This window comes from Arthrobacter sp. LT660, from assembly GCF_056172845.1.
On the sequence record NZ_CM149651.1, the window covers coordinates 3490868 to 3514687 of the forward strand.

General features: G+C 65.5%; 24 protein-coding genes and 1 pseudogene. 14 read left to right on the forward strand and 11 right to left on the reverse strand.

Annotated elements, in window-relative coordinates; genetic code table 11:
* Positions 1 to 36: 36 nt before the first annotated feature.
* Positions 37 to 963 carry a hypothetical protein gene (locus AC0QSG_RS16305; protein WP_435726969.1) on the forward strand — a complete coding sequence of 309 codons (927 nt, stop codon included), beginning with the start codon at positions 37 to 39 and terminating at the stop codon, positions 961 to 963.
* Here AC0QSG_RS16305 and AC0QSG_RS16310 read toward each other — a convergent pair.
* Together AC0QSG_RS16310 and AC0QSG_RS16315 are read right to left on the reverse strand one after the other, a co-directional pair.
* Positions 960 to 2147, reverse strand: a complete 1188-nt coding sequence (locus tag AC0QSG_RS16310; RefSeq protein WP_475376165.1) for a type II toxin-antitoxin system HipA family toxin — start codon at positions 2145 to 2147, stop codon at positions 960 to 962. The two genes, AC0QSG_RS16305 and AC0QSG_RS16310, sit on opposite strands and share 4 nt — an antisense overlap.
* Positions 2147 to 2359, reverse strand: coding sequence for a helix-turn-helix transcriptional regulator (locus AC0QSG_RS16315; RefSeq protein WP_475376166.1), 213 nt, complete (start codon positions 2357 to 2359; stop codon positions 2147 to 2149). The genes AC0QSG_RS16310 and AC0QSG_RS16315 overlap by 1 nt, the downstream gene beginning before the upstream one ends.
* 178 nt (positions 2360 to 2537) lie before the next feature.
* Here AC0QSG_RS16315 and AC0QSG_RS16320 point away from each other — a divergent pair, with 178 nt between their 5' ends.
* Both AC0QSG_RS16320 and AC0QSG_RS16325 read left to right on the forward strand, forming a co-directional pair.
* Positions 2538 to 3230 (forward strand): BRCT domain-containing protein, encoded by a 693-nt coding sequence (locus tag AC0QSG_RS16320; protein WP_475376167.1) that lies wholly within the window; start codon positions 2538 to 2540, stop codon positions 3228 to 3230.
* Positions 3231 to 3259: 29 nt separating this feature from the next.
* Positions 3260 to 3907: an SRPBCC family protein gene (locus AC0QSG_RS16325; RefSeq protein ID WP_475376168.1), complete on the forward strand. Its 648-nt coding sequence runs from the start codon at positions 3260 to 3262 to the stop codon at positions 3905 to 3907.
* Here AC0QSG_RS16325 and AC0QSG_RS16330 read toward each other — a convergent pair.
* Entirely contained in the window at positions 3904 to 4713 is an 810-nt protein-coding gene (locus AC0QSG_RS16330) for an IclR family transcriptional regulator (RefSeq protein ID WP_475376169.1), read from the reverse strand. The genes AC0QSG_RS16325 and AC0QSG_RS16330 overlap by 4 nt on opposite strands.
* Before the next feature lie 277 nt (positions 4714 to 4990).
* The gene (locus tag AC0QSG_RS16335; RefSeq protein ID WP_475376170.1) at positions 4991 to 5572 is read right to left on the reverse strand and encodes a hypothetical protein; all 582 of its coding nucleotides are present in this window, start codon (positions 5570 to 5572) and stop codon (positions 4991 to 4993) included.
* Positions 5573 to 5915: 343 nt separating this feature from the next.
* Between AC0QSG_RS16335 and AC0QSG_RS16340 the strand changes: the two genes are divergently transcribed.
* From AC0QSG_RS16340 to AC0QSG_RS16370, 7 genes are all read left to right on the forward strand, one after another.
* On the forward strand, positions 5916 to 6314 hold the full coding sequence (locus AC0QSG_RS16340; protein ID WP_475376171.1) for a (deoxy)nucleoside triphosphate pyrophosphohydrolase: 399 nt from the start codon (positions 5916 to 5918) through the stop codon (positions 6312 to 6314).
* Complete coding sequence (locus AC0QSG_RS16345; protein ID WP_475376172.1) at positions 6311 to 9223, forward strand: DEAD/DEAH box helicase; 2913 nt, start codon at positions 6311 to 6313, stop codon at positions 9221 to 9223. Before AC0QSG_RS16340 ends, AC0QSG_RS16345 begins: the two co-directional genes overlap by 4 nt.
* A gap of 238 nt (positions 9224 to 9461) precedes the next feature.
* A complete protein-coding gene (gene dhaK, locus AC0QSG_RS16350) occupies positions 9462 to 10460 on the forward strand; it encodes a dihydroxyacetone kinase subunit DhaK (RefSeq protein ID WP_475376173.1) in 999 nt (332 codons plus the stop codon).
* A gap of 47 nt (positions 10461 to 10507) precedes the next feature.
* A complete protein-coding gene (dhaL, locus tag AC0QSG_RS16355; RefSeq protein ID WP_475376174.1) occupies positions 10508 to 11152 on the forward strand; it encodes a dihydroxyacetone kinase subunit DhaL in 645 nt (214 codons plus the stop codon).
* The gene (locus AC0QSG_RS16360; protein ID WP_475376175.1) at positions 11149 to 11829 is read left to right on the forward strand and encodes an HPr family phosphocarrier protein; all 681 of its coding nucleotides are present in this window, start codon (positions 11149 to 11151) and stop codon (positions 11827 to 11829) included. Before dhaL ends, AC0QSG_RS16360 begins: the two co-directional genes overlap by 4 nt.
* Before the next feature lie 9 nt (positions 11830 to 11838).
* The gene (locus tag AC0QSG_RS16365) at positions 11839 to 12792 is read left to right on the forward strand and encodes a GIY-YIG nuclease family protein (protein WP_475376176.1); all 954 of its coding nucleotides are present in this window, start codon (positions 11839 to 11841) and stop codon (positions 12790 to 12792) included.
* A gap of 228 nt (positions 12793 to 13020) precedes the next feature.
* A complete protein-coding gene (locus tag AC0QSG_RS16370) occupies positions 13021 to 14274 on the forward strand; it encodes an IS256 family transposase (protein ID WP_475375262.1) in 1254 nt (417 codons plus the stop codon).
* Here AC0QSG_RS16370 and AC0QSG_RS16375 read toward each other — a convergent pair.
* Entirely contained in the window at positions 14271 to 15707 is a 1437-nt protein-coding gene (locus AC0QSG_RS16375) for a pyridoxal phosphate-dependent decarboxylase family protein (RefSeq protein ID WP_475376177.1), read from the reverse strand. The two genes, AC0QSG_RS16370 and AC0QSG_RS16375, sit on opposite strands and share 4 nt — an antisense overlap.
* Positions 15708 to 16104: 397 nt before the next feature.
* Between AC0QSG_RS16375 and AC0QSG_RS16380 the strand changes: the two genes are divergently transcribed.
* Both AC0QSG_RS16380 and AC0QSG_RS16385 read left to right on the forward strand, forming a co-directional pair.
* Positions 16105 to 16770 (forward strand): AmiS/UreI family transporter, encoded by a 666-nt coding sequence (locus tag AC0QSG_RS16380; protein ID WP_475376178.1) that lies wholly within the window; start codon positions 16105 to 16107, stop codon positions 16768 to 16770.
* A 69-nt stretch (positions 16771 to 16839) separates the two neighbouring features.
* Positions 16840 to 17808 (forward strand): IS481 family transposase, encoded by a 969-nt coding sequence (locus AC0QSG_RS16385; protein ID WP_475376179.1) that lies wholly within the window; start codon positions 16840 to 16842, stop codon positions 17806 to 17808.
* Here the strand turns inward: AC0QSG_RS16385 and AC0QSG_RS16390 are convergent.
* Entirely contained in the window at positions 17805 to 17939 is a 135-nt protein-coding gene (locus AC0QSG_RS16390) for a hypothetical protein (RefSeq protein ID WP_475377354.1), read from the reverse strand. The two genes, AC0QSG_RS16385 and AC0QSG_RS16390, sit on opposite strands and share 4 nt — an antisense overlap.
* A gap of 66 nt (positions 17940 to 18005) precedes the next feature.
* A pseudogene (locus AC0QSG_RS16395) lies at positions 18006 to 18221 on the reverse strand (hypothetical protein); the annotation flags it as partial.
* A 138-nt stretch (positions 18222 to 18359) separates the two neighbouring features.
* Between AC0QSG_RS16395 and AC0QSG_RS16400 the strand changes: the two are divergent.
* Entirely contained in the window at positions 18360 to 19385 is a 1026-nt protein-coding gene (locus AC0QSG_RS16400) for a substrate-binding domain-containing protein (protein WP_475376180.1), read from the forward strand.
* Here AC0QSG_RS16400 and AC0QSG_RS16405 read toward each other — a convergent pair.
* Positions 19380 to 20504 (reverse strand): AAA family ATPase, encoded by a 1125-nt coding sequence (locus AC0QSG_RS16405; RefSeq protein WP_475376181.1) that lies wholly within the window; start codon positions 20502 to 20504, stop codon positions 19380 to 19382. The two genes, AC0QSG_RS16400 and AC0QSG_RS16405, sit on opposite strands and share 6 nt — an antisense overlap.
* 63 nt (positions 20505 to 20567) lie before the next feature.
* The gene (locus tag AC0QSG_RS16410) at positions 20568 to 21605 is read right to left on the reverse strand and encodes an aliphatic amidase (protein ID WP_475376182.1); all 1038 of its coding nucleotides are present in this window, start codon (positions 21603 to 21605) and stop codon (positions 20568 to 20570) included.
* A 163-nt stretch (positions 21606 to 21768) separates the two neighbouring features.
* Between AC0QSG_RS16410 and AC0QSG_RS16415 the strand changes: the two genes are divergently transcribed.
* On the forward strand, positions 21769 to 22188 hold the full coding sequence (locus AC0QSG_RS16415) for a hypothetical protein (RefSeq protein ID WP_475376183.1): 420 nt from the start codon (positions 21769 to 21771) through the stop codon (positions 22186 to 22188).
* 29 nt (positions 22189 to 22217) lie between these two features.
* On the opposite strand, the gene AC0QSG_RS16420 is transcribed toward AC0QSG_RS16415, so the two are convergent.
* Both AC0QSG_RS16420 and AC0QSG_RS16425 read right to left on the reverse strand, forming a co-directional pair.
* Positions 22218 to 23240, reverse strand: coding sequence for a DUF808 domain-containing protein (locus AC0QSG_RS16420; protein WP_475376184.1), 1023 nt, complete (start codon positions 23238 to 23240; stop codon positions 22218 to 22220).
* A gap of 105 nt (positions 23241 to 23345) precedes the next feature.
* Positions 23346 to 23687 (reverse strand): type II toxin-antitoxin system PemK/MazF family toxin, encoded by a 342-nt coding sequence (locus AC0QSG_RS16425; protein WP_475376185.1) that lies wholly within the window; start codon positions 23685 to 23687, stop codon positions 23346 to 23348.
* Between the last annotated feature and the right edge of the window lie 133 nt (positions 23688 to 23820).

The window sequence follows — 23820 nt, forward strand, 5'->3', positions numbered from 1 at the left end:
CTGGCGCGGCGCCGCGCCGTCGTCGAGCATGGGGGCATGCAGATCACCGACTGGTTGCTCGACGCCGATCCCTCCCTCCGCTGGCAGGTCATGCAAGACCTCCTCGACGAGCCGGAGGATGTCTTCCGGGTGGAGCGGGCGCGCGTCGCCCGGGAGGGGCACGGGGCGGAGCTGCTGTCCCTGCAGGACGATCGCGGCTACTGGAACAACGACGAATACGGCGAAGACGGCTGCCGCCGGAGCGTCATGTGGACCCTGGCGCTGCTGCGCCGCCTGGGCGTGGACCCCCGCGACCCCGCCGTCGTCCGCGCGGTGGGGAAAGTGCGCGACAACGTCACGTGGCACTACTGGGACGACCTGCCGTACTTCCATGGCGAGGTGGAGCCCTGCATCAACGGCGGCGTCCTCGCGCAGGGCGCCTATTTTGGTGTCGTCGGCGAGGGCAGCGAGCGGATCCTCGCGCGGCTTTTCGACGAGCAGCTGGACGACGGCGGGTGGAACTGCGAGGCGCCGGAGTCGAAGCGCTCCTCGTTCGACACCACGTTGTGCGTGGTCGAGGGGCTGCTCGAGTACGAGTGCGCGGCGGGCACCGGCGCGGAGCGGGCGGCCGAGGCACGACGGCGGGGCGAGGAGTACCTGCTCGAGAGGTCGCTGTTCCGGCGGCTCTCGACGGGCGAGGTAGTCGAGCGCCGGTACCTGAACTTCTCCTTCCCGCCCTACTGGTTCTACGACGTGCTGCGCGCGCTCGACCACTTCCGGAGCGTCGGCGGCCCGGTCGATCCGCGGCTCGCGCCCGCGCTGGAGGAGCTGGTTTCCCGGCGCGGCGACGACGGACGGTGGGCAGCGGGGATAGCGTGGCCCGGCGAGACCTACCTCCACGTCGATGCGCCCGAGGGCGAGCCGAGCCGCTGGAACACGCTGCGGGCGCTCCGGGTCCTGCGGTGGGCCGACGCGGGTGACTAGTCCGCGAGCTCGCCCCGCCGGTGCCGTATTTCCCTCTCGGCGCCGTGGAGCGGCGAACCCGCGAACGGCAGCGAAGCCAGGTCGACCCGTCCGGCGGCCTTCAGCGCCGACGCGTTGGCGCTCCGGGCCGCCTTCTGAGGCAGTCCGATGCTGTCGGCGAACTCGTCCCAGTGCCGCAACCGCAGGTTCTTGGTTCGCCCCGCAAGGGGCAGGGCCAGGGTCATGTCACCGTAGAGAGCGGTGCAGGGGATGTCGTAGACCGGGGAGGCAACGAAGCCGCCCTGTGGGTCCGCGAGCACCGCGACGTTCTTTGCGTGCAGGTCGCCGTTGCCCGTCAGCCAGGCAAACACGAACTGCAGGTAGAAGTTCCGGGCCGCGACGGCCGGCGCCTTGGTCAGTCGCGTGAGGGCGAGGACGGCGTCCTCCGCCGCCACCGCGTACTTCGCCGCGGGCAGGATGTCGAGCGCCTGCGAAGCGTCCTCCATGGCCAGCCGGGTCGTCGGGGCGGCGGGTGCGGGAACCGCGCGGTCGAAGCGCTGCACCAAGAGACCGGGGACTCCGTTCCGGTCGTGGACAACGGCCGCCCGGGCCACCGGGATCCTGAGTTGCCGCGCGGCCACCAGGTGGGCGGCCTCGTTGGCGACGAGGTGCGGATAGCCCGGCGGGTCGATCTTCAGGATCGCCCCGGCGGCGCCGAAGGCGACCGGCACCGTGAGCATGGTCGCGCTGGCCTTGGCCTGCACCCCCGGAATCCCATGGAGGTCAGGCGCGTCGGTCAGGGCCGCAAAGTCCAGTTCGCCGGGGCGGGCGGACACCAGCGGCGCGGGCGTCGTGGGGGATTCGCCCGCGGGCACCACCTGAACGTCTCCCGGGGTGTCCGCACCGACGGCCAGTAATAGGGTCAACTCGTCGTCCATGCTGGTCTTGGTGGCCCGCCGCAGGACGCTCAACCGGTGGCCTTCCGGTAGAAGACCGGCGAAGAAGGGAGGGAGGCCGCCTCCCGGGCGCGCAAACGTCCCGCCGTCGAGGGGCAGCGTGGAGGCGACGGCCGCGCCGTCGTATCCTGCCGAATAGGAGAACGCGACGACGCCGGCCGCGTCACGCCGCAGATGGCCGGCCAGCCGGCCTCCCTTATGGACATCGGCGTCGGCCACGAACCGCAGGTTGTCCAGGTCGGCGAGCATTAGCTGATCGCCAACTTGAGCCCGAGGGCGTTGGCGGCGGCGGCCACGGCCCCCAGGCTGGGGGTTCCCGCACCCTTTTCGATCTCCCGCACCGTCCTGTCGGAGAGGCCGACGAGCTCGCCCAGTTGCGTCTGCGTCAGCCCCGCGTCCTTGCGGGCGCGCCGGATGGCCTCACCGATGGTCCGTGCGGTGTCCGCGCTCTCGATGGTCATGCGGAACTATCCTTCCGATTCCTAGCTTCCATGGGACCAATCATGGCCACAAATGCCACAATCGGCAAGATATTTCCGAAATGACAGAGCGGAGTAGGGGACTGATGGCCAATCCACCGGAATCGGAACAATAGTTCCGGAAGAAACAAGAATGGTCCCGCCGATAGACTCAACCACCATGAGTGCACCCGAACTTCAGCCCGGCGACCAGATTGTCTTCACCTCCCTGGAACTGGTCGACAAGAACGACCTTGCCAAGGCCACCACGGAGGCCGGATTCGTCGTCGGACCCGGCGTGTCGAAGAAGACGGCGCTGCTGGTGGCGGGCGATCCCGACGTCGACTCCACCAAGGCGCGCAAGGCCCGGGACTACGGCGTCGCCGTGATCTCCGAGAGGGAATACGTCGACACCTACCTCGGCGGCGCGGTCACCGCGGACATCGAGCTGGCCGCCGCCACCGCCCCCGCGGGCGCCGCCGCGGTGGAGGGCACCGCCAAGCGCGACCTCCCCGCCCTCAAAACAGCCTGCAAGGCACTGCGCGACGGCGCCTCCTTCCACGCGCTCATCCAGAGCACCGAACACGGCCGCTACATCGTCCGCGGACCCGCCTTCCTGTCCGCGCTGGGGGAGTGCTGGACGGTCGGCGGAATCCCCGTCGCGTCCTCCGCCGGGGTGCCGGACAAGTCCCTGCGCGGGCTGGCGCTCGCCGAGGGCCCCGAACGCCCGGCCGACGACGACGCCTTCACCGCGCTCTCCGTGGAGCAGCGCCCCTACGGACGGTTCACCGTCTACGGCCCGGTGCGGACCATCGCCGGGGGACTGAAGGCGGTCGGGCCGTGGCTGATCGGGCACGGGGCGCTGGTCGAGTGAGTATTTGAGGTTTTGAGCACCACCCAATCGTGCGGTTCAGCACCACCGATCGTTCGAGGAGGACATCGTGGGGGGCGATCGAGGAGCGGCTCGGGAGCGTCCAGGCGATCGAGGGGTACGACGTCGCGAACCTCGCCCTGGGCAAGCGGACCGGCTACCACTGCTCCACCATCCACCCGGAGCTGACGGAGGTGCTGCCGGAGTTCGCCGACGGCCTGGCCGCGCAGTACTTCGTGGGGCACGGCGCGGAGTTCGGCGACGAGGTCAAGGGCTTCACGATCGACGGGTCCGAGGGCCTGGAGGCGATCCCCGGGGTGGGGGAGGACCAGGACCGGCGGTACTACGCGATCACCATCAAGCCCACGGTGTTCGTGAACCTGGTCCCGGACCACGTGATCATCCACCGCATGTTCCCGATGGCCGTGGACCGCACCATCGTGGAGTGCGACTGGCTGTACCTGCCCAGCGTGGTGGAGAGCGGGAAGGACGTCACGGCGTCCGTGGAGCTGTTCCACCGGGTGAACCAGCAGGACTTCGACGCGTGCGAGCGGTGCCAGCCGGCCATGGGCTCGAAGGTCTACGCGAAGGGCGGCGTGCTGGTCCCGAGCGAGCACCATATCGGCGCGTTCCACGACTGGGTGCAGGAGATGGTGGGGGACGCGGTCCCGCGCGGCTAACGCGGCGTGTAGCCCATGTTGGCGCTGGCCTGGAGCCCGGCTTCCTTGAGCGATTCGAGGAGGCCGGGCTTTTGGGCGGGGTCGAAGCGGAAGGCCGGGCCGGCGATGCTGATGGATCCGACGACGGTGCCCAGGTGGTTGCGCACGGGGACGGCGACGGCGTTGATGCCGATCTCGTATTCCTCCTCGCTGATGGCGTAGCCGTCGCGGGCGACCTCCACGAGCTGGAGCTCGAGTTCCTTGCGGCTGGTGATGGTCTTCGGCGTGCGCGCCGTCATGCCGGTTTCCTTCAGGATCTGCTGGCGCTCCTCGGCGGGCAGCGCGGCGAGGAGGACCTTGCCGCTGGACGTCGTGTGCAGCGGGGTGAGGCTGCCGACCCAGTCGTACGCGGCGAGCGTGGAGGGGCCCATGGCCTGGTCGACGTTGACGGCGAAGTTGGAGCGCATGACGGCGAGGTTGACGGTTTCCTTGTGCTCGTCCGCGAGAGCCTCCAGGACCGTGCGGGACTCGCGGACCAGGCTGAGCCGGCCGGGGATGGAGCTGGCGAGGCGGAGGATGCCGAAGCCGAGCTGGTACTTCCCGCGTTCGCTGTTCTGCTGGACGATGTCCCGGGCCACGAGGGATCCGAGCAGCCGGGAGGCCGTGGACTTGTGGATGCCGATCTCCTCGGCGATCTCGCTGAGGCCGGCGTCGCCGAGGCGCGCGATGATCTCCAGGATGGCGAGGGCGCGGTCCACGGACTGCACGCCGCCGTGCGGTCCGGAGTCCGCGTCGGTCTCGTGGTCCGGGTCTTGCTTGGGTGCCATGGAGGTATCCGCTTTCCGCTTGGTTCCTAGTGCTGTGGCTAGGCATGCTGCCGCTGTCGCCGTATGAAGCCATCGTCTTTTGACCCTATGCGGAGCTTCGTGCCTCGACTCCGATTGGTGGGGTACCCAAAAATTGTTGTCCTGTGTGCCGCAGAAGATGCGGCGTCTCACAATCCAGGGTTAACACGCGGGAAGCCGGGGACTCGCGTGAGTAGCAAGACAGGACGAACAGTCCTGGCAGGCGCGCCGTACCGCTAAAACGCCGCTACTAAGCGGCTCAGCGATTGATAGCCGAAACAATTCTGTCTCGGTGGCGAAGGTATGCTCCTGACCCGTCGCCATCCACAACAGGGACCCTGACGATGGGCGGTTGTGCCATAGAGGGTAGGGCCAAGTCGCGGAGGGCATCGTAATACGCCCTCTGCCTCTGTCTTCCGCCACTTCCGAACCCAATGGCGTCTTTGGTTGCGCGGTAGGAATCGGCCCGCGGTGCAAGTCTCTGACACAGGCCTTGGTATTCGTCCAAATCGTAATTGATGGGGAAGTCGGCGGGATAGAAATCGAATGTCATGCGCCGGTGGCTGGTGAAATGCTGGAATTCGTCCACCTCAATCACAGTGCCGCTTTCGACATGCACGAAGTCACCGGGAAGTGCCGTGGTGCGCTTTCCGGCCTGCACCGCCGCGTCGCCCTTGAGCGCTAGGAAAATGGCATGCAAGGCGGTCGCTGCGGATCCAGCCTGAGGTGGAAGCCCGAAGTGACCCTGCTGATTGATCCACGGGACCTTGTGTCGTGTGAGAACGACGCCGTCCTGTAGGGCCGCTGTCTGAAAGCTCTTCTCTACGTCTCCAATAGCCACATTTCTGACCCTAACGGGAGGATCACGTAAAAAGGGAGGACTCCGAGCTGATCGCAACGGATTTGTGTCAGTGGCTGCGTCCGTCGTAAACGCGTCGCAGCTATCGTCTACTGAACTGGCTCGAAGTCCCCATCTCGGCCCGTCGTAAAGTCAATGGTTCCTGGCACGTCCGTGGGGTCCTTCGAGCATTTTTGTGCATCCGACGCCGCACGAGAAGAACAAAACACATGCCAATCCGACAGGCTCAGCGAGGGTTCGAGGCCAATCTAGCGGCGTCGAATAGGATCTACGAGAAGAGCTGATGAACCACCCGAGTAGGGCGTTCCTTTTCAAACGAGGGTTAGTGAAGAAGCAGATCAACGTTGTTGGCGCCGTCATCCTGGAGAACGGTAAAGTCCTCTGCGCTCAACGCGGAGGTGCGGGGAGCTTAAGCGGCTTGTGGGAATTCCCCGGCGGCAAGATTGAGCGGACCGAGACCCCACGCCAGGCCCTTGAGCGTGAAATCAACGAAGAGCTCAGGTGCCAAGTCGAAGTCGGTGAGGAAGTAACCACCACGACGCACGAGTATGACTTCGCAACTATCGTGTTAACGACGTTCTACTGCACGCTCTCAGCGGGAACGCCGCAGCTGACCGAGCACACCGACGTCCGCTGGCTCTCCCCGGAAAGCCTGTTCGAACTCGAGTGGGCTCCTGCCGACATCCCGGCGGTCGAGCTAATTCGCGCTCAGCTCGTCGCGTGAACATCGACCTCTCTTTCGTTGACCACTTTGCGCGCGACATAAACCACGGGTTTCTGATCAAGGCCGCCCACTCGCAGCGCCAGTTCAACCCCGAGGTTGTTCTGAACAATGAGAGTGGATCGGTCCTGAGAACGCTTCGGGAAGAACTAAGCCGGTGCGATGCCTTTGCGTTCTCCGTTGCGTTCGTAACACCTCGTGCTATCGCTCTCTTGAAGCAAGAGCTTGTCGACTTCGATGGACCCGGGAGGATTATCACTTCGGACTACCTTGGGTTCAATTCGCCGGCTGCATTTGCCGAGCTCCTCAACTTGCGGCATCTAGGTGTCGATGTCCGGATACATCGAGCGGAAGCCTTTCATCCCAAGGGCTATCTCTTCGAACACAAGCGGCTGATCACCGCGATGGTTGGGAGCTCCAACCTGACTGAGAGCGCCATCGTGCGGAACCACGAGTGGAATCTCAAGGTTTCGGCAGCGCGAGAAAGTGACCTGGCAGACCAGATATCGGGACTGTTGGCGAGGCAACTTGACGAGTCGGTGCCGCTGACCGAGGAATGGATCGCAGCTTATTCAGCGGCCTATGTGCCGCCTGCCAGTCGACCGCGCATTTCGCCGAGTCCGTCCGACGAGCTGGACGAAGCTGCGCCGAGTGCCAATGGGATCGTCCCGAACCTGATGCAGCGAGATGCTTTGGCCGCCCTCGAAGAAGTACGCATCGCGGGCCACAAGCGAGCCATCGTTATCTCGGCCACGGGGACCGGAAAGACTATCCTGTCGGCCCTCGATGTCCGCGCGTACCAGCCGCAGCGCATGCTGTTTATGGTTCACCGGGAGCAAATCCTCGACCGGACTATCGAGGAGTATCGCAAAGTGCTCGGCGGATCCCACCGCGACTTCGGAAAGCTGACCGGAACAGTCAAAGAAACGAACAGCCGCTTCGTCTTCGCAACCGTCCAAACGCTCTCGCAGCCCGGCGTCCTCCACCAGTTCGGCAGCGAGCACTTCGAGTACATCCTCATCGACGAGGCCCACCGGACGGGAGCTGTGAGTTATCAGAGAGTCCTCAACCACTTCGAACCGAAGTTCCTAATGGGGATGACCGCCACTCCTGAGCGGAGTGACGGCTTCAATGTCTTCGAGCTCTTCGACTACAACGTCCCGTATGAAATACGCCTAAATCACGCGCTGGAAGCGGACATGCTCAGTCCTTTCCATTATTACGGCATCGCCGACGTCACGTACGACGACGGAACGACGCTCACGGATGGCGCGGACCTTCACAGCCTCGTTCGACCCGAGCGCATCGAGCACATACTTACAGCCATCGAAACCTACGGCCAGGCAGGTGCTCCACCACGTGGTCTTATTTTTTGCGCGCGCAGGGACGAGGCCAGTGCGTTGTCTCTCGAACTCAACGGGCACTCGCTTCGCGGGCACAGGCTCCGGACCGTGGCCCTATCCGGAGATGACACGATCGCCGTGCGCGAGGATGCCGTTCGTAAGCTGGAAGCCGGAGAACTGGACTACATCCTTACGGTGGACATCTTCAACGAGGGCATCGACATCCCGTCGATAAACCAAGTCATCATGCTGCGGCAGACGCAGTCCGCGATCGTATTTGTCCAGCAACTCGGCCGCGGACTTCGCAAGTCATCTGGGAAGGAGTACTTGGTCGTCATCGACTTCATCGGCAACTACGCGAACAACTTCATGATTCCGATTGCCCTGTTCGGCGATGACTCGCTCAACAAGGAATCGCTGCGCAAGAATCTGATTGCGGCCGAGGAATCCGGCGTGCTGCCGGGGCTTTCAAGTGTCAGGTTCGACAAGATTTCGCAAGAACGAATTCTTCGCTCGATTTCCCAGACCAATTTGGACAGCATGATGCGTTTGAAATCGGCGTTGGAGTCCATGAGGAATCGCGTGGGCGGGTTACCCAGGCTCGCCGATTTCCATCGATTCGAGTCGGTAGATCCGATCCTGCTCGCGACCCGGAAGGAACACTATCCGGCCCTCGCCAAATCACTTCTGGGCTATGAGACGGAGTTGGCACCCTGGGAGGAAAAAGTTCTGGGCCTCATGTCACACGAGTTGTTTCCCTCCAGGCGTCTGCACGAATTCATCTTGATGCGGATGCTGCTACGCACTGGCAGCATTTCGGTCGGAGCCTTCGAAGACGCACTTCGAGCGGAAGGAATAGATCACTCACCGCGGACAGTCCAGAGTGCCGTCGACACTTTTTCGCTTTCGGGTCATGCACAGGCTGACACAAACCGTTATGGCGAAGGAATCGTGCAGATCCAGAACGGAGGGTCCATAATGCTGCGGGGCGACGTTCATAGTTCATACCTCCAGAATGCAAGGTTCGCACAAGAGGTCGACGATCTGATTGAGACTGGCTGCCACATCGTGAAGGAACGATACGACGTGGACTTGCCATTCACTCCTGGACGGCAGTATTCCCGCAAGGAAGTGATGCGGAACCTTGGGTGGCCGAGAAAGTGGACATCGACCGTGTACGGATACAAGGTCGACCGTGCGAGTGGTGTGTGCCCAATTTTTGTCACTTTGCATAAGTCCGCCGACATCGCCGAAAGTACGGCCTATAAGGATGAGTTGATCGATAGGTCGAGCATGCGCTGGTATACGCGAAGCCGTCGGACGCTGCGCAGCGAGGAGGTGCGGACCATCGTCGGAAACGAGGTCGACCTGTACGTGTTCGTCAAAAAGGACGACGCTGAAGGCACTGAGTTCTACTTCTTGGGTCAGGCGATCGCGCATGATGCCGTGCAGAGCACAATGCCAGACCAACATGGAAAATCACTCGATGTCGTCCACATGGACCTTCGGTTCGACCAGCCAATCGACAGGCCTCTCTTCGACTACTTCCATCCGAATATTTACGGATGAGGTGTGCCAACTAGATTTGCAGCTGCAGGAAGCAGCCGGATCTGCGAGTCCGCGAGGTACGCCCGTCGGCACCAGCGGCGCCACCCAAGTGAGCGCTCTGCGGATCGTTGGGTCACCGCACCGCATGTCACCCCTTTGGCCGTGTGAACCTCTTCCCCGCACCCGCACGCGGCGGATAGGTTGAGTGCAGACTGCCCATCCCGCACCGATGCCGGTACGCGCTCAATAGGAGAGTCCCATGAAGAAGCTCATCAACGATCCCAAGAACGTCGTCACCGAGGCGGTCGAGGGATTCGCAGCCGCGCATGCGGACATCGTGCGCGCGTCGGCCGATCCGCTGTACCTCGCGAGGGCGGACGCCCCGTCGGACAAGGTCGGCATCGTCTCCGGCGGGGGCAGCGGACACGAGCCGATGCACGGCGGATTCGTCGGATACGGGATGCTGGACGCCGCCGTCCCCGGCGCCGTCTTCACCTCGCCCACCCCGGATCCCATCGTCGCCGCGACGGCGGCGGTGGACGGCGGCCGCGGTGTGCTGCACATCGTCAAGAACTACACCGGCGACGTGCTCAACTTCGAGACCGCGGCCGACCTCGCCGGCGCGGACGGCATCGAGGTGCGGAGCGTGATCGTCAACGACGACGTCGCGGTCCAGGACTCGCTGTACACCGCCGGCCGCCGCGGGGTGGCGGGCACGGTGTTCGTCGAGAAGATCGCCGGCGCGGCCGCCCAGCGCGGGGACTCCCTCGACGAGGTGGCCGCCGTCGCCGAGAAGGTGATCGGCCAGGTCCGTTCGATGGGCGTGGCACTCGCCCCCTGCGTCGTGCCGCACGCGGGGGAACCGAGCTTCACGCTGGCGGACGACGAGATCGAGATCGGCATCGGCATCCACGGCGAACCGGGGCGGGAGAAGGCCAAGCTGCAGCCGGCGGACGAGATCGTCGACCGGCTGCTCGGTCCCATCCTCGAGGACCTCCCCTTCGCGTCCGGGGACAAGGTGCTCCTCCTGGTGAACGGGATGGGCGGGACGCCGCAGCTCGAGCTGTACATCGCCTACCGCCACGCGGCGCAGGCGCTCGCCGAGCGGGGGATCGAGGTCACCCGGTCGCTCGTGGGCAACTACACGACGGCGCTGGAGATGCAGGGGTTCTCCCTCTCCGTCCTCAAGCTCGACGACGCCCTGACCGAACTCTGGGACGCGCCCGTCCAGACCGCCGCCCTGCGCTGGGGCCGCTGAACCGCGGCTACCCGAGCCGTGACCGCCAACCAAGGAGAGGAAACCCGATGAGCCTGGGTGCCGAATGGACCATCGACTGGGTGCGGACGAGCGCCGACGTCATCGCCGGGAACCGGATGGAGCTCAACACCCTGGACCGCGACATCGGCGACGGCGACCACGGCGAGAACATGGACCGCGGCTTCTCCGCCGTCGCCGCCAAGCTCGACGACCTGCCGGCCGAGGCCATCCCCGCCGACGTGCTCAAGCTCGTGGCGACCACACTCATCTCCACCGTCGGCGGGGCGGCGGGACCGCTGTACGGAACCGCGTACCTGAAGGCGGCCGGCGCCGTGGCCGGGCTGTCCGAACTCGACGGCGGCGCAATCGCCACGCTGCTCCGGGCGGCGAGGGACGGCGTCGTACTCCGGGGGAAGGCCGAGAGCGGCGACAAGACCATGGTCGACGCGTGGACCCCGGCGGTCGACGACGCCGATGCCGCCGTCGGGCAAGACGCGGACGCAGCCGCCGTCCTCGCGGCCGCCGTGGACGCCGCGGAGCAGGGCGCGGCGGCGACCGAGCCCCTCGTCGCGCGCAAGGGGCGCGCCAGCTACCTGGGCGAGCGCGCGATCGGGCACCGCGACCCCGGCGCCCAGTCGACCGCCCTGCTGCTCAGGGCGGCGGCGGACGCCGCCGGCGGCGTGGCGCCATGACCGTCGGCCTCGTCTTCGTCTCCCACAGCGCCAAGATCGCCGAAGGACTGGTGGACCTGGCGCGGCAGATGGCGCCGGACGTTGCCCTCGTGGCCGCCGGCGGAATGGACGACGGCGGCATCGGCACCAGTTCCGCCATCCTCACCGCCGAGACCGCGCTGGACTTCCTGAACGACGACGAACGGTCCCGCGTGGGGATCGTCGACGCCCCGCTCGTGGAGGGCGGGGTCGCCGCCGCCGTCGCGGCGCAGACCGGCGGGGACCGCGACGCGGTTGCGGTGGCCGCCCGGACCGCCGTCCCGGCCGCCGCTGTTCCGGTTGCGGCTGTTCCGGCCGCCGCGGTCCCTTCACCGACCGATGGGGCAGCAGGTTCCGCCGCATACTCGCGGCACGTGACCGTCGTGAACTTAGCAGGACTCCATGCGCGCCCGGCGGCCGAGCTCGCGGGACTCGCCAGCACGTTCCCCGCCCAGATCACCGTGAACGGCGAGGACGCGACGAGCGTGCTCGCTATCAGGGCCCGCGGGCTCGTCCGCGGACGCGACATGGAGATCGCCACCGCGGCCCCCAACGTCAGGGATGCCATCGACGCTCTCGCGGACCTAGTGGAGTCTGATTTCGGCGAAGGTGAGACGAGTGGTCGGTTCGACACCGGGGCGGCCGGGTCGGTGGCATAGGGTGTTCCCGTGTCTGAACTACAACCTCCTGCCCTGTCCGTGTCTGCGGAGACGTCGGTTTCTGCCTCGCCGCTATCGGGTGTGTCCCTCACCCTCGGCCATGTGCTGACCGGCATGGGAGCGGATATTGAACCGGTAGTCCGGCTGGAGGACATTCACATCATCCGCCACTCGTTCAAGGCGGGAGACGCCCATGCACTGCGGGGGCCGGAGGACCTGACCGAGGAGCGGATCCTCGCGTACACCCGGGTTCAGGCCATCGCGTCCCACCGTTTCCCTGCGCATCCTCCCCGGTATTGGGTGGTCCTCGTCGCCGACGGTCAACGCCGATCCCGACTCTGGGGCACCTTCGAGAACCACGGCGAACTACCCGCGGAACGTACTGCGACGTACCGTAGCTTCGACCTACGCCCGACAGGCTTCCTTGCGCCGCTCAACGACCGGCTGGTGGTCGAATGGGACAACCCTCGCAGCTGGCACCGGAGCGCTAAGTCCGACAGCGCCGCGCGTATGCCCGTGTTGGAGATCGCGGACCGGGACACGGTCCCCTTCCCGGGGTTCGACGGCGTACTGCTCACCCACCGGCAACTGCGCGACATGGTGGAAGATGCCCGCTACGCCGACTGGCGCGTTGCCCTATCGGAGGTCCAAGGGATCTACCTCATCACGGATTCCACCAACGGCAAGCAGTACGTCGGCAAGGCCGACGGCGCCGAACGCATCCTCGGCCGGTGGGCGGCCTACGCGCGTGATGGCCACGGCGGTAACGTCGCCCTCCGCGAGCTGGCCCACGTCAGCGCGCCGGGCGAAGCGGCAGGGGAGAAGACTGACCATGCCCGGCACTTCGTCTTCAGCCTGCTCCGCGTGTTCGGGCCGAGCACGCCCTCCTCGGAGGTGAACTCGGCCGAGTCCCACTACAAGGCGGCACTGATGACACGTCAGTTCGGCCTCAACCGGAACTGATCGATCCGCAGGCCCGGAAGCGGGATGCGTGCGATCCTGCGCCCAGCCCTGCTAGGCGCCGGGGCCGGCGTCGTGCTTTGACTGCCGATTCCTACGGCACCAGTGAGTAGTGCCCATTAGCGTGGTGTAACAGCCCGGGCTCGGGCGTGTTGATCCCGAACGTGAGGCGGCCACCGCGTGATTCTTGAAACGACCTACCAAAGTACGTTTCGAAAGAGAGACCACGCGATGACCGCACCCCATGTTATCGATCCTGCCCGCTTCCTGTCAGAACAGCTCGAACAAGCCTCGCCGGACCTGATGCGCCAGATGCTGACCACCTTCGTCAACGCCCTGATGAGCGCCGAGGCCGACGCTGTCTGCGGCGCCGACTACGGTGCCCGCTCCCAGGACCGGACGAACTCCCGCAACGGGTACCGCCACCGGGACTTCGACACCCGGACCGGGACGCTGGACGTGGCGATACCGAAATTACGCTCGGGGTCGTATTTCCCCGACTGGCTACTCGAGCGCCGGCGCCGCGCGGAGGCCGCGCTGACAACCGTGGTCGCCACCAGCTACCTGCTCGGCGTCAGTACCAGGCGGATGGAGAAGCTCGTCGAGACCCTCGGGATCACCAAGCTCTCGAAGTCCCAGGTCTCGGTCATGGCCCAAGACCTGGACGCCCAGGTCGAGGCGTTCCGCACCCGCCCGCTCGACGCCGGACCGTACACGTTCGTCGCCGCCGACGCCCTGGTCCTGAAGGTCCGCGAGGGCGGCCGCGTGGTGAACGTGCACGCGATGGTCGCCGTCGGGGTCAACGCCGACGGCCATCGGGAGGTCCTGGGCATCCAAGCCTCCTCCGCCGAGGACGGGGCCGGTTGGCTGGGCTTCTTCCGCGACCTGAGCGCCCGCGGCCTGACCGGGGTGAAGCTGGTGACCTCAGACGCCCACGCCGGGCTCGTCGCCGCCATCGGCGCGACCCTGCCCGGTGCCGCGTGGCAACGTTGCCGAACCCACTACGCGGCCAACCTGATGTCCGCCACGCCCAAGAGCAGCTGGCCGTGGGTCAAGACCCTGTTGCACTCGGTCTACGACCAGCCCGACGCGGTGTCCGTGCACGCCCAGTTCGACCGCGTCTTGGCGGCCCTGGCCGAGAAGCTGCCCAAGGCCGCGGACCACCTCGAGGCCGCCCGCGAGGACATCCTCGCGTTCACCGCCTTCCCCAAGGGACTCTGGCGCCAGGTGTGGTCCAACAACCCCCAGGAACGGCTGAACAAGGAGATCCGTAGGCGCACAGACGTGGTCGGGATCTTCCCGGACCGCCCCGCCCTGATCCGCCTCGTCGGCGCAGTACTGGCCGAGCAGCACGATGAATGGACCGAGTCCCGCCGCTACCTCGGCCTCGACCTCATCCAGCAATCACAAGCCGTCGGCACCACACCCGCCGCCGAGACGGACAAGAAGGAGGACACCCAGCCCGACCTGGCGCTCAGCGCCTAAGCAACCCAAGAATCACGCGGCAAACGCGTTACACCACGCAAATGGACTTGACCCACCAGTGCCGCCACCCGCGCCACCGCCTCGACGGAGAGCCGCACGTCCTCCGCGTTCGTGGCCCAGTTGCTCACCGAGATCCGCAGCACGTCGCGGTCCCTCCAGCGCGAGCCCGACATCCACGCCGTTCCGTCCGCGATCAGCCGCTTCGTGATCTCCTGCGTGCGCTGGTCCGTTCCGAAGCTCGTGCAGACCTGGGTGAACACCACGTCGTTGAGTACCTCCGCGCCCGGGATCGAGCGCATGCCGTCCGCCAGCGATCGGGCCGCCTCGGCCAAGCCCTCGACCAGCTCCACGGTCCCGGACCTGCCGAGCGATCGCAGCGCGGCCCACACCGGAACGCCGCGCGCCCGACGGGACAGCTCGGGAACCTTCTCGTACGGGTCGCCCGGGCCGTGGTCGTCCGCAACTAGGTAGCTGCTGTGTACGCCGAGCGCCGACCGCACCGCCTCCGGCCGCGATACCACCGCGATCCCGCAGTCGTAGGGGACGTTCAGCGTCTTGTGCGCGTCGGTCGCCCACGAGTCCGCTGTCGCCAGCCCGTCCAATTCCGCTGCCCAGCGCGGACTGACCGCGGCCCACAACCCGAACGCGCCGTCCACGTGCACCCACGCACCACGCTCGTGCGCGATTTTCGCCGCCTCGCGCATCGGATCGAACGCGCCCGAATGGATGTTCCCGGCCTGAAGACACACCAGCGACGGCCCAGAATGTGCGTCCATCGCCTCCGCCAGCACATCGGCACGGAGCCGGCCCGCGCCGTCGACCGGCACTACGACGGGCGCGCCCAGGCCCAGATACTTCAGCACCAGATCGATGACCGCGTGCCGCTCGGCGCCCACGAATACCCGCACGTGCGGCGCCCCGCAGAGCCCGTCCCGGTCCAGGTCCCAGCCCGCCTCCGTCAGCACATGCTGCCGCCCGGTCGCCAACCCCGCGAAATTCGCCATCGTCGCGCCGGTCGTGAATCCGACGTCGGACCCCGCCGGCAGCCCGAGCAGCTCCAGCAACCACCCGCCCGCGGCCTCCTCAATCGCGGCCGTGGCAGGCGTCGCGAAGCGCATGCCGGCGTTCTGGTCCCACGCACTGACCAGCCAGTCGGCGGCGAGCGCGGCCGGCAGGGTCCCGCCGATGACCCACCCGAAGAACCGGCCTGACTGCATGGCCATCAGCCCGGGCTCGGCCAGTCTGGCGAGCTCGTCGACTACGGCCGCCGGATCGCTGGGACCGTCCGGGAGCGGCTGCGAGAAACGCGGGGCGAGCTGATCGGCCGTGGCCGTGGGGCCGACGCCCCGCTGCGGCACCGAGTTGAGCCATTCGAAGGCGTGGTGCCTCGCCCGGTCCAAGGCCTTCGCATATGCGTCGAGTGGGGCGGACATAGCCCGATGGTAGACCCGGAATTGTGGGAAAGGTATAGGGCAGTGCGGTTACGGGTGACGATTGGGTGTGCACCTAACCCGCGCGCGCTCCGCCGGGTGCTGGGTGTAGCAGTGGCAGGATTCCCGAATGGCGCATCTATCCCAGAGCTATCGCATGCCGCCGCACGACTGCCGCAGCGCGGTCTTTGCCATGGCGGGGTACACACCAACAATGCGCGTGACGGCACGCCTTGCAAAAGGCGTGTATTCGTCAGGACCTATACAGACAGCTTGTCGGGTATGCAGCGTCCTTGAAAAGCGCTTCATCCCATTGACGAGCTACCGGGACCGCGGTAGTTTCTAATGTATTATTTTCATTTGAAACTAGACGGGCAATGAAGCCCTTTGGAGGTAGGTCGTGAGTGCAGTTGGACTCTTTTACGTCGGTGCTGTCCTGTTTGTCAATGGACTGATGCTACTGGGACGCGTCCCTGCTAGAAGTGCCGGAGTCCTTAACATTCTGGTCGGCGGGCTGCAGTGCGTCATGCCTCTGATGATCGTGGCCCAGTCGGGTGGAGATGCGGCAACAATCCATGCGACCTTCCCGATCCTCCTCTTCGGATTCACCTACCTGTATGTCGGTGTGGCCAACCTAGCGGGCATCTCCGGCGAGGGCATTGGATGGTTTTCGCTCTTCGTGTCGGCTTCGGCCGTATACCTCGCGGTGGACTCCGCAGTCGCTGGCGACCTCGCGTTCGGGGTCATTTGGTTGGCATGGTCGGTGTTGTGGCTGCTGTTCTTCGCCCTCCTAGCTTTGGGTAAGGCGGAACTAACGCCGGTGGCAGGGTGGTTGGTTACACTGTGGGCGATTCCCACCACGTCCGTTCCTGCCGTACTACTAATGCGCGATGCGTGGGTGCCCGGCGCGGCCGGTGCGGTAGGACTGCTGGTGATACTCGGTGCCCTTGCCGTTGTGGCGGCGATCCTCGGGAAGCGGGCCCCCGTTGCCCCGAATGCTGTGCCAGCCCCGGCGGACGAGCTAGCTGTATTGACCACGAACGTTGGTAACGCTCGGCGTGGGTGATTGAACCAAGGAAGACCTCCGGGTGAGTGTGGGCTTATTCAGAGTCCGTCTCACCACAGGAGGCCTTCCATGGTCCACGCTAACGCACGTCTCGCGCCGAGGGGGCGCTTGTCCCTGGCCAAAACCATCGTCGACGACGGCTGGCCCCTGCGGCGGGCCGCAGAGCGCTTCCAGGTCTCGGTCACCACCGCCGCCCGGTGGGCAGGGCGCTACCGCGAGCTCGGCTCCGAGGGCATGGACGACCGTTCCAGCCGGCCCGTGGGCTGCCGGCACCGGACCCCGGTCCGCCGCGAACGCCGGATCATCGCGCTGCGCGCGAACCGCCGCTGGGGTCCGGCGCGCATCGGGTACCGCCTGGGGATGCATCCCTCGACGGTGCACAAGGTCCTCTCCCGCCACGGGCTCTCCAAGCTGAAGTGGCAGGACCGCGCCACCGGCCGGAACATCCGCCGCTACGAACACGAACGCCCCGGGGACCTGGTCCACGTCGACATCAAGAAGCTGGGCCGGATCCCCGACGGCGGCGGCCACAAGACCTTGGGCAAGGCCGCCGGCCGGCGGAACAAGACCGGCACCGCGGCGAACCGCAGGCCCGGCTACGCGTACCTGCACAACGCGGTCGATGACCACTCCCGCCTCGCGTACACCGAGATCCTCGGCGACGAGAAAAAGGAGACGGCTGCCGCGTTCTGGGAACGGGCCAACGCCCACTTCAACAGCTGCGGGATCGAGGTGCGGCGCGTGCTGACCGACAACGGATCCTGTTACCGTTCCCACGCCTTCCGGGATGCCCTGGGCCCGGACATCAAGCACAAGCGCACCCGTCCCTACCGGCCCCAAACCAACGGCAAGGTCGAGCGCTACAACCGCACCATGCTCGAGGAATGGGCCTACGCCCGCGCCTACACCTCGGAGACCGAACGCGTTGCCGCTTTCGAAGCCTGGCAACACCACTACAATCACCATCGAGGCCACACTTCGCTACGAGGACTTCCACCGGCGTCCCGCGTACCCAACCTCAGTGGTCAATACAGCTAGCGGGCCAGCCCGCCTAGCATTTCGATCAGTTCGCCGGCGGCCGAAGGGCTGCCGGCCAACTGGTGTTCGGCGGCTTCCACCCGTGGCGCCAGGCGCGCGTGAACCTCAGCGCCCCTCTTGGAGAGTTTCACCAGTACGCGCCTCCGGTCGCCAGCGTCTACCTCCCGGAACATCAGCGCAGACGTCACAAGCTTGTCGACCGCCCGAGTGAGGCTGGGGCCCGTCAGGCCCGACGCTTCGGCCACCGCGGACATGGCAACCGCCGCGGGAGTCCTGGCCACATGATCCAGCACAGACCACTGCTCCACCGTGAGCCCTTCCGGAGAGACCGCCGTGTGCATGTGGCTGTGGAGACGCCGCGACGCAGCAGTGAGAGCGGCCACCAACCCCACATCCGCTGTAGTTACCGGCATACAGACCACTCCCTCCGTCACGCTTAACTTTCAGAATTAACCTTTACACATGAAACTATTCCGTGCCAAGGTGAGTGACACAGATCTCAGCTTGAAAGGACTTTCATGCCTAACCGAGCGCCCAGTTGGCGTGTGGGAATGATCGTTCCGCTCCGGGGCAGCGCAGGGATCTTTGGCCCCTCGTGCCAGGCGGTGGCCGAACTGGCCGCGGCGGAGTTTAATCAAGAGAACGGGGTGCTGGGCCGGGAGGTCGAGTTGGAGTTTATCGACGCTGGCCAACCGGCCGCCGAGGTGGCCATGCGGGTGTCCACCCTGGCAGCAGAGGGTCGCCTCGACGCTGTGACGGGATGGCACATCTCCTCCGTGCGCCACGCACTGGTGCCGGCCATCGACGGTCGCCTGCCGTACGTCTACACCTCGCTGTATGAAGGGGGCGAGCACCGCTCGGGGGTCTACTGCAGCGGTGAGGTACCGAATTTTCAGATCCTTCCCGCCCTGGTGTGGATGGCCGAGAACCTCGGGAAGCGCCGTTGGTGGGTGGTGGGCCACGACTACGTCTGGCCGCGGCAGACCGCGGCGGTGTTGAGTCAGGCCTGCGCCGAGCTCGGGATCGACATCGCAGGGCAGTCGTTCGTGCGCATGGATGCGGGCCACGTGGACATGCTCGTGGAGGAGGTGGCGGAGGCCGACTGCGACGGGGTGCTGATGCTGCTCGTGGGCCACGAGGCCGCCCTGTTCAATCGTCTTTTCGCCGAGCGTGGCCTCAGCGACCGTATGGTGCGTTACAGCCCGCTGATGGAGGAGAACATGCTCATGGCGAGTGGATGCGACGCGACGGAGGCCCTCTATGTCTCGGCCGGTTTCTTCCGTACCTTGGTCACTCCGGGGTCATTCGACCTGCAGGCTAGGTATGCCGCCTTCCATGGGACGGGTGCCCCGCCCCTTAACAACGTGGCCGAGTCCTGCTACGAGGGCATGCATACTCTGGCGCATTTGGCGCGGCTCGCTGGTTCCGTCTGTGTCCAGGACATGAACCGGGTCGTCGGAGAACTGGGCTATGACGGTCCCCGTGGCACGGTGCAGTTTCACGGTAACCAGGCCGTCCACCCGGTCCATCTGGCTCGGGTGGACGGCCTCGATTTCGAGATCATCGATCGACTATGACTCAACGGGGACGGCAACGACCGCGCCGTCCCGCAATTCGGCGGTTATGCGTATGTGCTCACCTGAGGAGCCGCGCACGGCGAGTGCAGTCCTGGCCACCGGTGTAGCCACCTGTTCTCGCACCAGACGCTTGATGCTGCGTCCGCCGTAGGCCCGGTCGAAGCCCCTGGCGCTGACGAAGCCCGGAACCTCGGGGTCCACGACTAATTCGATCCGGCGCGCAGAGCATCGGCGGACCAGATCGTGGATCTCCAGCTCCGCGATGGCAACCGCATGCTGGTCTGCGAGCGGATTGAATACTACGACCTCGTCAATGCGGTTGATGAATTCGGGCTCGAAAAACCCTTCGAGCGCCTTGCGGACCAGCAGGGTGTCCTCGGCCTTGATAAGGCGATGGTAGAGCGGCCACTCGGCCCCCCCGGCGCGCCGGACAGCATTGTCCGCGGCTCTACGTAGCCAGCTGCGGCTGCGTCCCAGAAGTTCGGCCGAGCCGAGATTGGAGGTCATGAAGACGTAGGCGTTGCGGAAGTTGATTGTCTCCTGACCGTTGGCCAACTTCAGTAGCCCGTGGTCCATCACATGGAGCATGGCGCGGTGGACGGAGCGGTGAGCCTTCTCCACCTCGTCGAACAGCGCGATGCCGGGCATGTAGGGATCCCCGGAAATTTTGGAACGGTCAAAAAGCGAGAAATTTTCCTTCGCCCCTGCGTATCCCGGGGGAGCCCCGGTCAGGGAGGCCATGTAGTGCTCCTGCGATAAGGAGCTCATGTCGATGCGAGAGAGGTCGTCGGGTCCCGACCGTAGGACCGCAGCCAGCCGGCGTACGAGCTCTGTCTTCCCTACGCCCGTGGGGCCTAGCAAGAGCACGTTGGCCAAGGGGCGGTCGCGGTCGCCGACGCCCGCGCGGCCTACGGCAACGGAGCGGACGACGGCTTCTACGGCGTCTTCCTGGCCGACAATCCGACGGTGCAAATGGGTGCGGATCGACTCAAGGTCGAGGCCGTCCGTTACTGCCCGGCGAGAGTCGGCAGGTGACGCGCTTTCGGGTTCGGGGCGGTCCAGTTCCTTGGTGAGGTGCTGCTGCTTGGTGTCATTGAGTCGATCATTGATAAAAGGCATGGCAGTCTCCAGATGAGCGGGGCGCCGGACCTGTAGTCCGGCGCCCCGCCGCGAGGTCTTGTACTAAACGGTCATTTCCTTCTTGGACGGGAGGGGCCCGACCTGGCATTGGGCCACTCCCACCGTGTCGCGGGTGAACGCTTCGACATTCTCTTGGGCCTTTTGGGCGTCGGTGACCCAAGTTTTGTAGAAGTCGAACGGGCACTCGGCCACGCCCTTGTCACCGTCACCTGCCGCGTGTATGCCGGTGTAGCCGCGGTGCAACAGCTTGAAGAGGTGGTTCTGAGACTGGTCATTCTCGCGCGCATCACGGATGGCGGACACGGAGAGCTGGGCGTACTGGATGCCGTACTCCTCCTCCCCGGTCTCGCCGAGCGTGTGTCCGTCGAAGCCGATGATGGCGCTGTGTCCGAAGTAGGAGTAGACGCCGTCGAACCCGGCGGCGTTTGCGACGGCCACGTAGCAGTTGTTGGCCCAAGCCATGGTCTTGGACATGAGGACCTGCTGCTCCTTGGCCGGGTACATATAGCCTTGGCAGCGGACGATGAGCTCGGCGCCCTTCATGGCGCAGTCGCGCCAGATCTCAGGGTAGTTTCCATCGTCGCAGATGATGAGGGAGACCTTCAGCCCCTTCGGGCCTTCGGTTACGTGCGTGGTGTCCCCGGGGTACCATCCCTCGATCGGGACCCAGGGCAAAATCTTACGGTACTTCTGGACGATCTCGCCGTGGTTGTTGATCAGGATGAGGGTGTTGTACGGCGGCTTTTTCGGGTGGTCCTCGTGCTGCTCCCCGGTGATCGAGAAGATTCCCCAAGTGTCGGCCTCCCGGCAGGCAGCGGAGAAGATCTCGGTCTCCTCGCCCGGAACGGTGGTGGCTGTCGCGAACATTTCATCGTTGTCGTACATGATCCCCTGCGTGGAGTACTCAGGGAAGATGACTAGGTCCATGCCTGGCAGGCCCTGCTTCATGCCAAGGACCATGTCGCCGATCTTGCGGGCATTTTCGAGTACCTCGCCCTTTGTGTGCAGGCGTGGCATCTTGTAGTTGACGACCGCGACGCCCACTGTGTCCGGGCTAGATGAGATGTCACCGTGACGCATAAGAAACTCCTTTGTTTTCTTTGGAATACTTCCAAATGAAAGTGTTGTCCATGCCGTACCCCGTGTCAACCCCTCTATTTGAATCTCTGGGACACGGTCCCGCTGACTGAGGCAACGAGGCATACAACTGGCGTGAGGTCTTCTGGCCGACCACGGCACGTTCGTGTCCTCCCGCGGCGTAGGCCTCTCCGAATTCGCGAAGCAGAAGCAGTGGCGTCCGCCGTCGCTCCTGCTGGAGGCCGACCCGCCCAACCACACGGCCGCCCGCGACGTCGTGACTCGGATCCTCAACCCGAAGCTCTTGCGGACCATCAAGGAGGCGTTCCAAGCGCAGGTCGATGCCATAGTCGCTGAGGTCGCCGCGCGGGGTGAGATTGACGGCGTGCACGACCTTGCCGAGCGCTACCCGCTGCAAGTTTTCCCCGATTGGGTGGAGCTTTCACCAGACGGGCGCGAGAACCTGCTCTACGGGTCCATGGTTTTCTACACGTTCGCCCCGATCAACCGCCTCTATAGAATCCGCGATGGAGCACGGCTCCCGGGCTGCGGGCTCGATCATGGAGCAGTCCACGCCCACTCCTGAATGCCCCGCCAGCACGGGGCCAGCTCGCGTTAGGCGCCGGGACCGGCGTCGTGCTTTTTGGGCCGATACCCAGCGACGGCGGCGCGAACGTCGCCCTCCTGATGCCCGTCCTTGTCCTTGCCGAGCGGCAAGACCTTCAGGAGCGGCTGCACCACGGCCATGACGGCCAGGCCCCAAGCGAGGCCCAGGACGGCGGAGGCCAGCGTGTTCACCAGCCAGACCAAGAAGCCGCCCACCACCGCAATCCCGCCGAACGGGGACTCTAGGACGTGGACCAGATCATACGGCGCGTGCCAGCCCAGATCGTAGGCGCCCTGCAGCATGATGTGGCCGCCGACCCACAACATGGCCACGGTCCCGACTAACGTGATCGCGGCCAAGACGGCGGGCATGCTCTTAACTAACATCGCACCAAAGCGCTGGGCGCCCTCAGAGTCCTTAGTGGTCAGGTACATCCCAATGTCATCCATCTTCACGATGAGCGCCACGGCACCGTACACCAGCACGGTGATGGCCAGCGCCACGACGACCAAGATGGCGCCCCGGACCAACAGGGACTCGTCCGCCACCTCATTCATGGAGATGACCATGATCTCGCAGGAGAGGATGAAGTCGGTGGTGATGGCGCCCTTGATGACCTTGGACTCCGCGTCCGGTCCCCGGTCCACCGCCGGTGCCTTCTCGGCGTCGTGGTGGCCGCGGAGTTTATGCCACACCTTCTCGGCGCCCTCGTAGCAGAGGTAGGTGCCGCCGGCCATGAGGATGAACGGGATGACCGCCGGGATGAAGGAGCTGATGAGCAGTAGCGCCGGCAGGATGATCAGCAGCTTGTTGCGGAGCGAGCCCCAGAAGATCCGCTTGATCATCGGCAGCTCGCGGGACGGGTCCGCCCCGGACATGTACTGCGGGGTGACGGCGGCGTCGTCGATCACGACGCCGGCGGCCTTGGCGCCCGCCTTGGCGGCGCCTGCGGCGACGTCGTCCACCGATGCGGCCGCGATGCGGGCGAGCGCCGCGACGTCGTCCAGCAGGGCGACGAGACCGCCGCTCACAGCGCGCCCCGGCGCTGCTCGACGTCGGACTGCTGTGTGTGGGAGGCGAGGGTGAGGCGCGTGATTGGCATGTCCCGAGTCTACGACGGCGGAGCCGGGGGCTGCCTAGAGTCCCAGTACCAGCGCCAGTCCGCGGTCGACGTCCATCATCAGATCGGAGGGGACACCACCGGCGCGCTCTACAAGTTCGTACCGGTTCAACGTCACCAGCTGACTGACATTTGCGACGGAATCCTTGGGTAGCCCCACGTTGCCGGCTGGCAGGAAGACGTTGCCGGGCATCGTCGCCAGCCGGGTGTTGGACGTGATGGCCACCGCGAGGACCGTGCGGATCGATGATTCATTGAAAGTGTCCGCTTGGACCACCAAGACTGGCCGCCGCTTGGCTGGGGAGCTACCTTCCGGCTGGCCCAGATCTGCCCAGTAGATGCCGGCGCGTTCGATCACCAATCCTCTCCGGCTCCAGTGCCGGTGAGAGCTCGGCGTCCGGCGGATGTGGCAAAGTCGGAGTCACTTTCTGCGGACCGCTCCAAGCTGGCGTTCAAGCGGGCGGTCACTGATTCGGACTTCGAATTGCGGA

Bases quoted from the DNA above. Each gene is read 5' to 3' on its own strand.
- AC0QSG_RS16405 (WP_475376181.1), bottom strand. From the start codon at position 20,504: ATGCCTTTTATCAATGATCGACTCAATGACACCAAGCAGCAGCACCTC.
- AC0QSG_RS16400 (WP_475376180.1), top strand. From the start codon at position 18,360: ATGATCGTTCCGCTCCGGGGCAGCGCAGGGATCTTTGGCCCCTCGTGC.
- dhaL (WP_475376174.1), top strand. From the start codon at position 10,508: ATGAGCCTGGGTGCCGAATGGACCATCGACTGGGTGCGGACGAGCGCC.
- AC0QSG_RS16370 (WP_475375262.1), top strand. From the start codon at position 13,021: ATGACCGCACCCCATGTTATCGATCCTGCCCGCTTCCTGTCAGAACAG.
- AC0QSG_RS16305 (WP_435726969.1), top strand. From the start codon at position 37: ATGCAGATCACCGACTGGTTGCTCGACGCCGATCCCTCCCTCCGCTGG.
- AC0QSG_RS16330 (WP_475376169.1), bottom strand. From the start codon at position 4,713: ATGGCACCCAAGCAAGACCCGGACCACGAGACCGACGCGGACTCCGGA.
- AC0QSG_RS16360 (WP_475376175.1), top strand. From the start codon at position 11,149: ATGACCGTCGGCCTCGTCTTCGTCTCCCACAGCGCCAAGATCGCCGAA.
- AC0QSG_RS16320 (WP_475376167.1), top strand. From the start codon at position 2,538: ATGAGTGCACCCGAACTTCAGCCCGGCGACCAGATTGTCTTCACCTCC.
- dhaK (WP_475376173.1), top strand. From the start codon at position 9,462: ATGAAGAAGCTCATCAACGATCCCAAGAACGTCGTCACCGAGGCGGTC.
- AC0QSG_RS16310 (WP_475376165.1), bottom strand. From the start codon at position 2,147: ATGCTCGCCGACCTGGACAACCTGCGGTTCGTGGCCGACGCCGATGTC.
- AC0QSG_RS16375 (WP_475376177.1), bottom strand. From the start codon at position 15,707: ATGTCCGCCCCACTCGACGCATATGCGAAGGCCTTGGACCGGGCGAGG.
- AC0QSG_RS16315 (WP_475376166.1), bottom strand. From the start codon at position 2,359: ATGACCATCGAGAGCGCGGACACCGCACGGACCATCGGTGAGGCCATC.
- AC0QSG_RS16385 (WP_475376179.1), top strand. From the start codon at position 16,840: ATGGTCCACGCTAACGCACGTCTCGCGCCGAGGGGGCGCTTGTCCCTG.
- AC0QSG_RS16410 (WP_475376182.1), bottom strand. From the start codon at position 21,605: ATGCGTCACGGTGACATCTCATCTAGCCCGGACACAGTGGGCGTCGCG.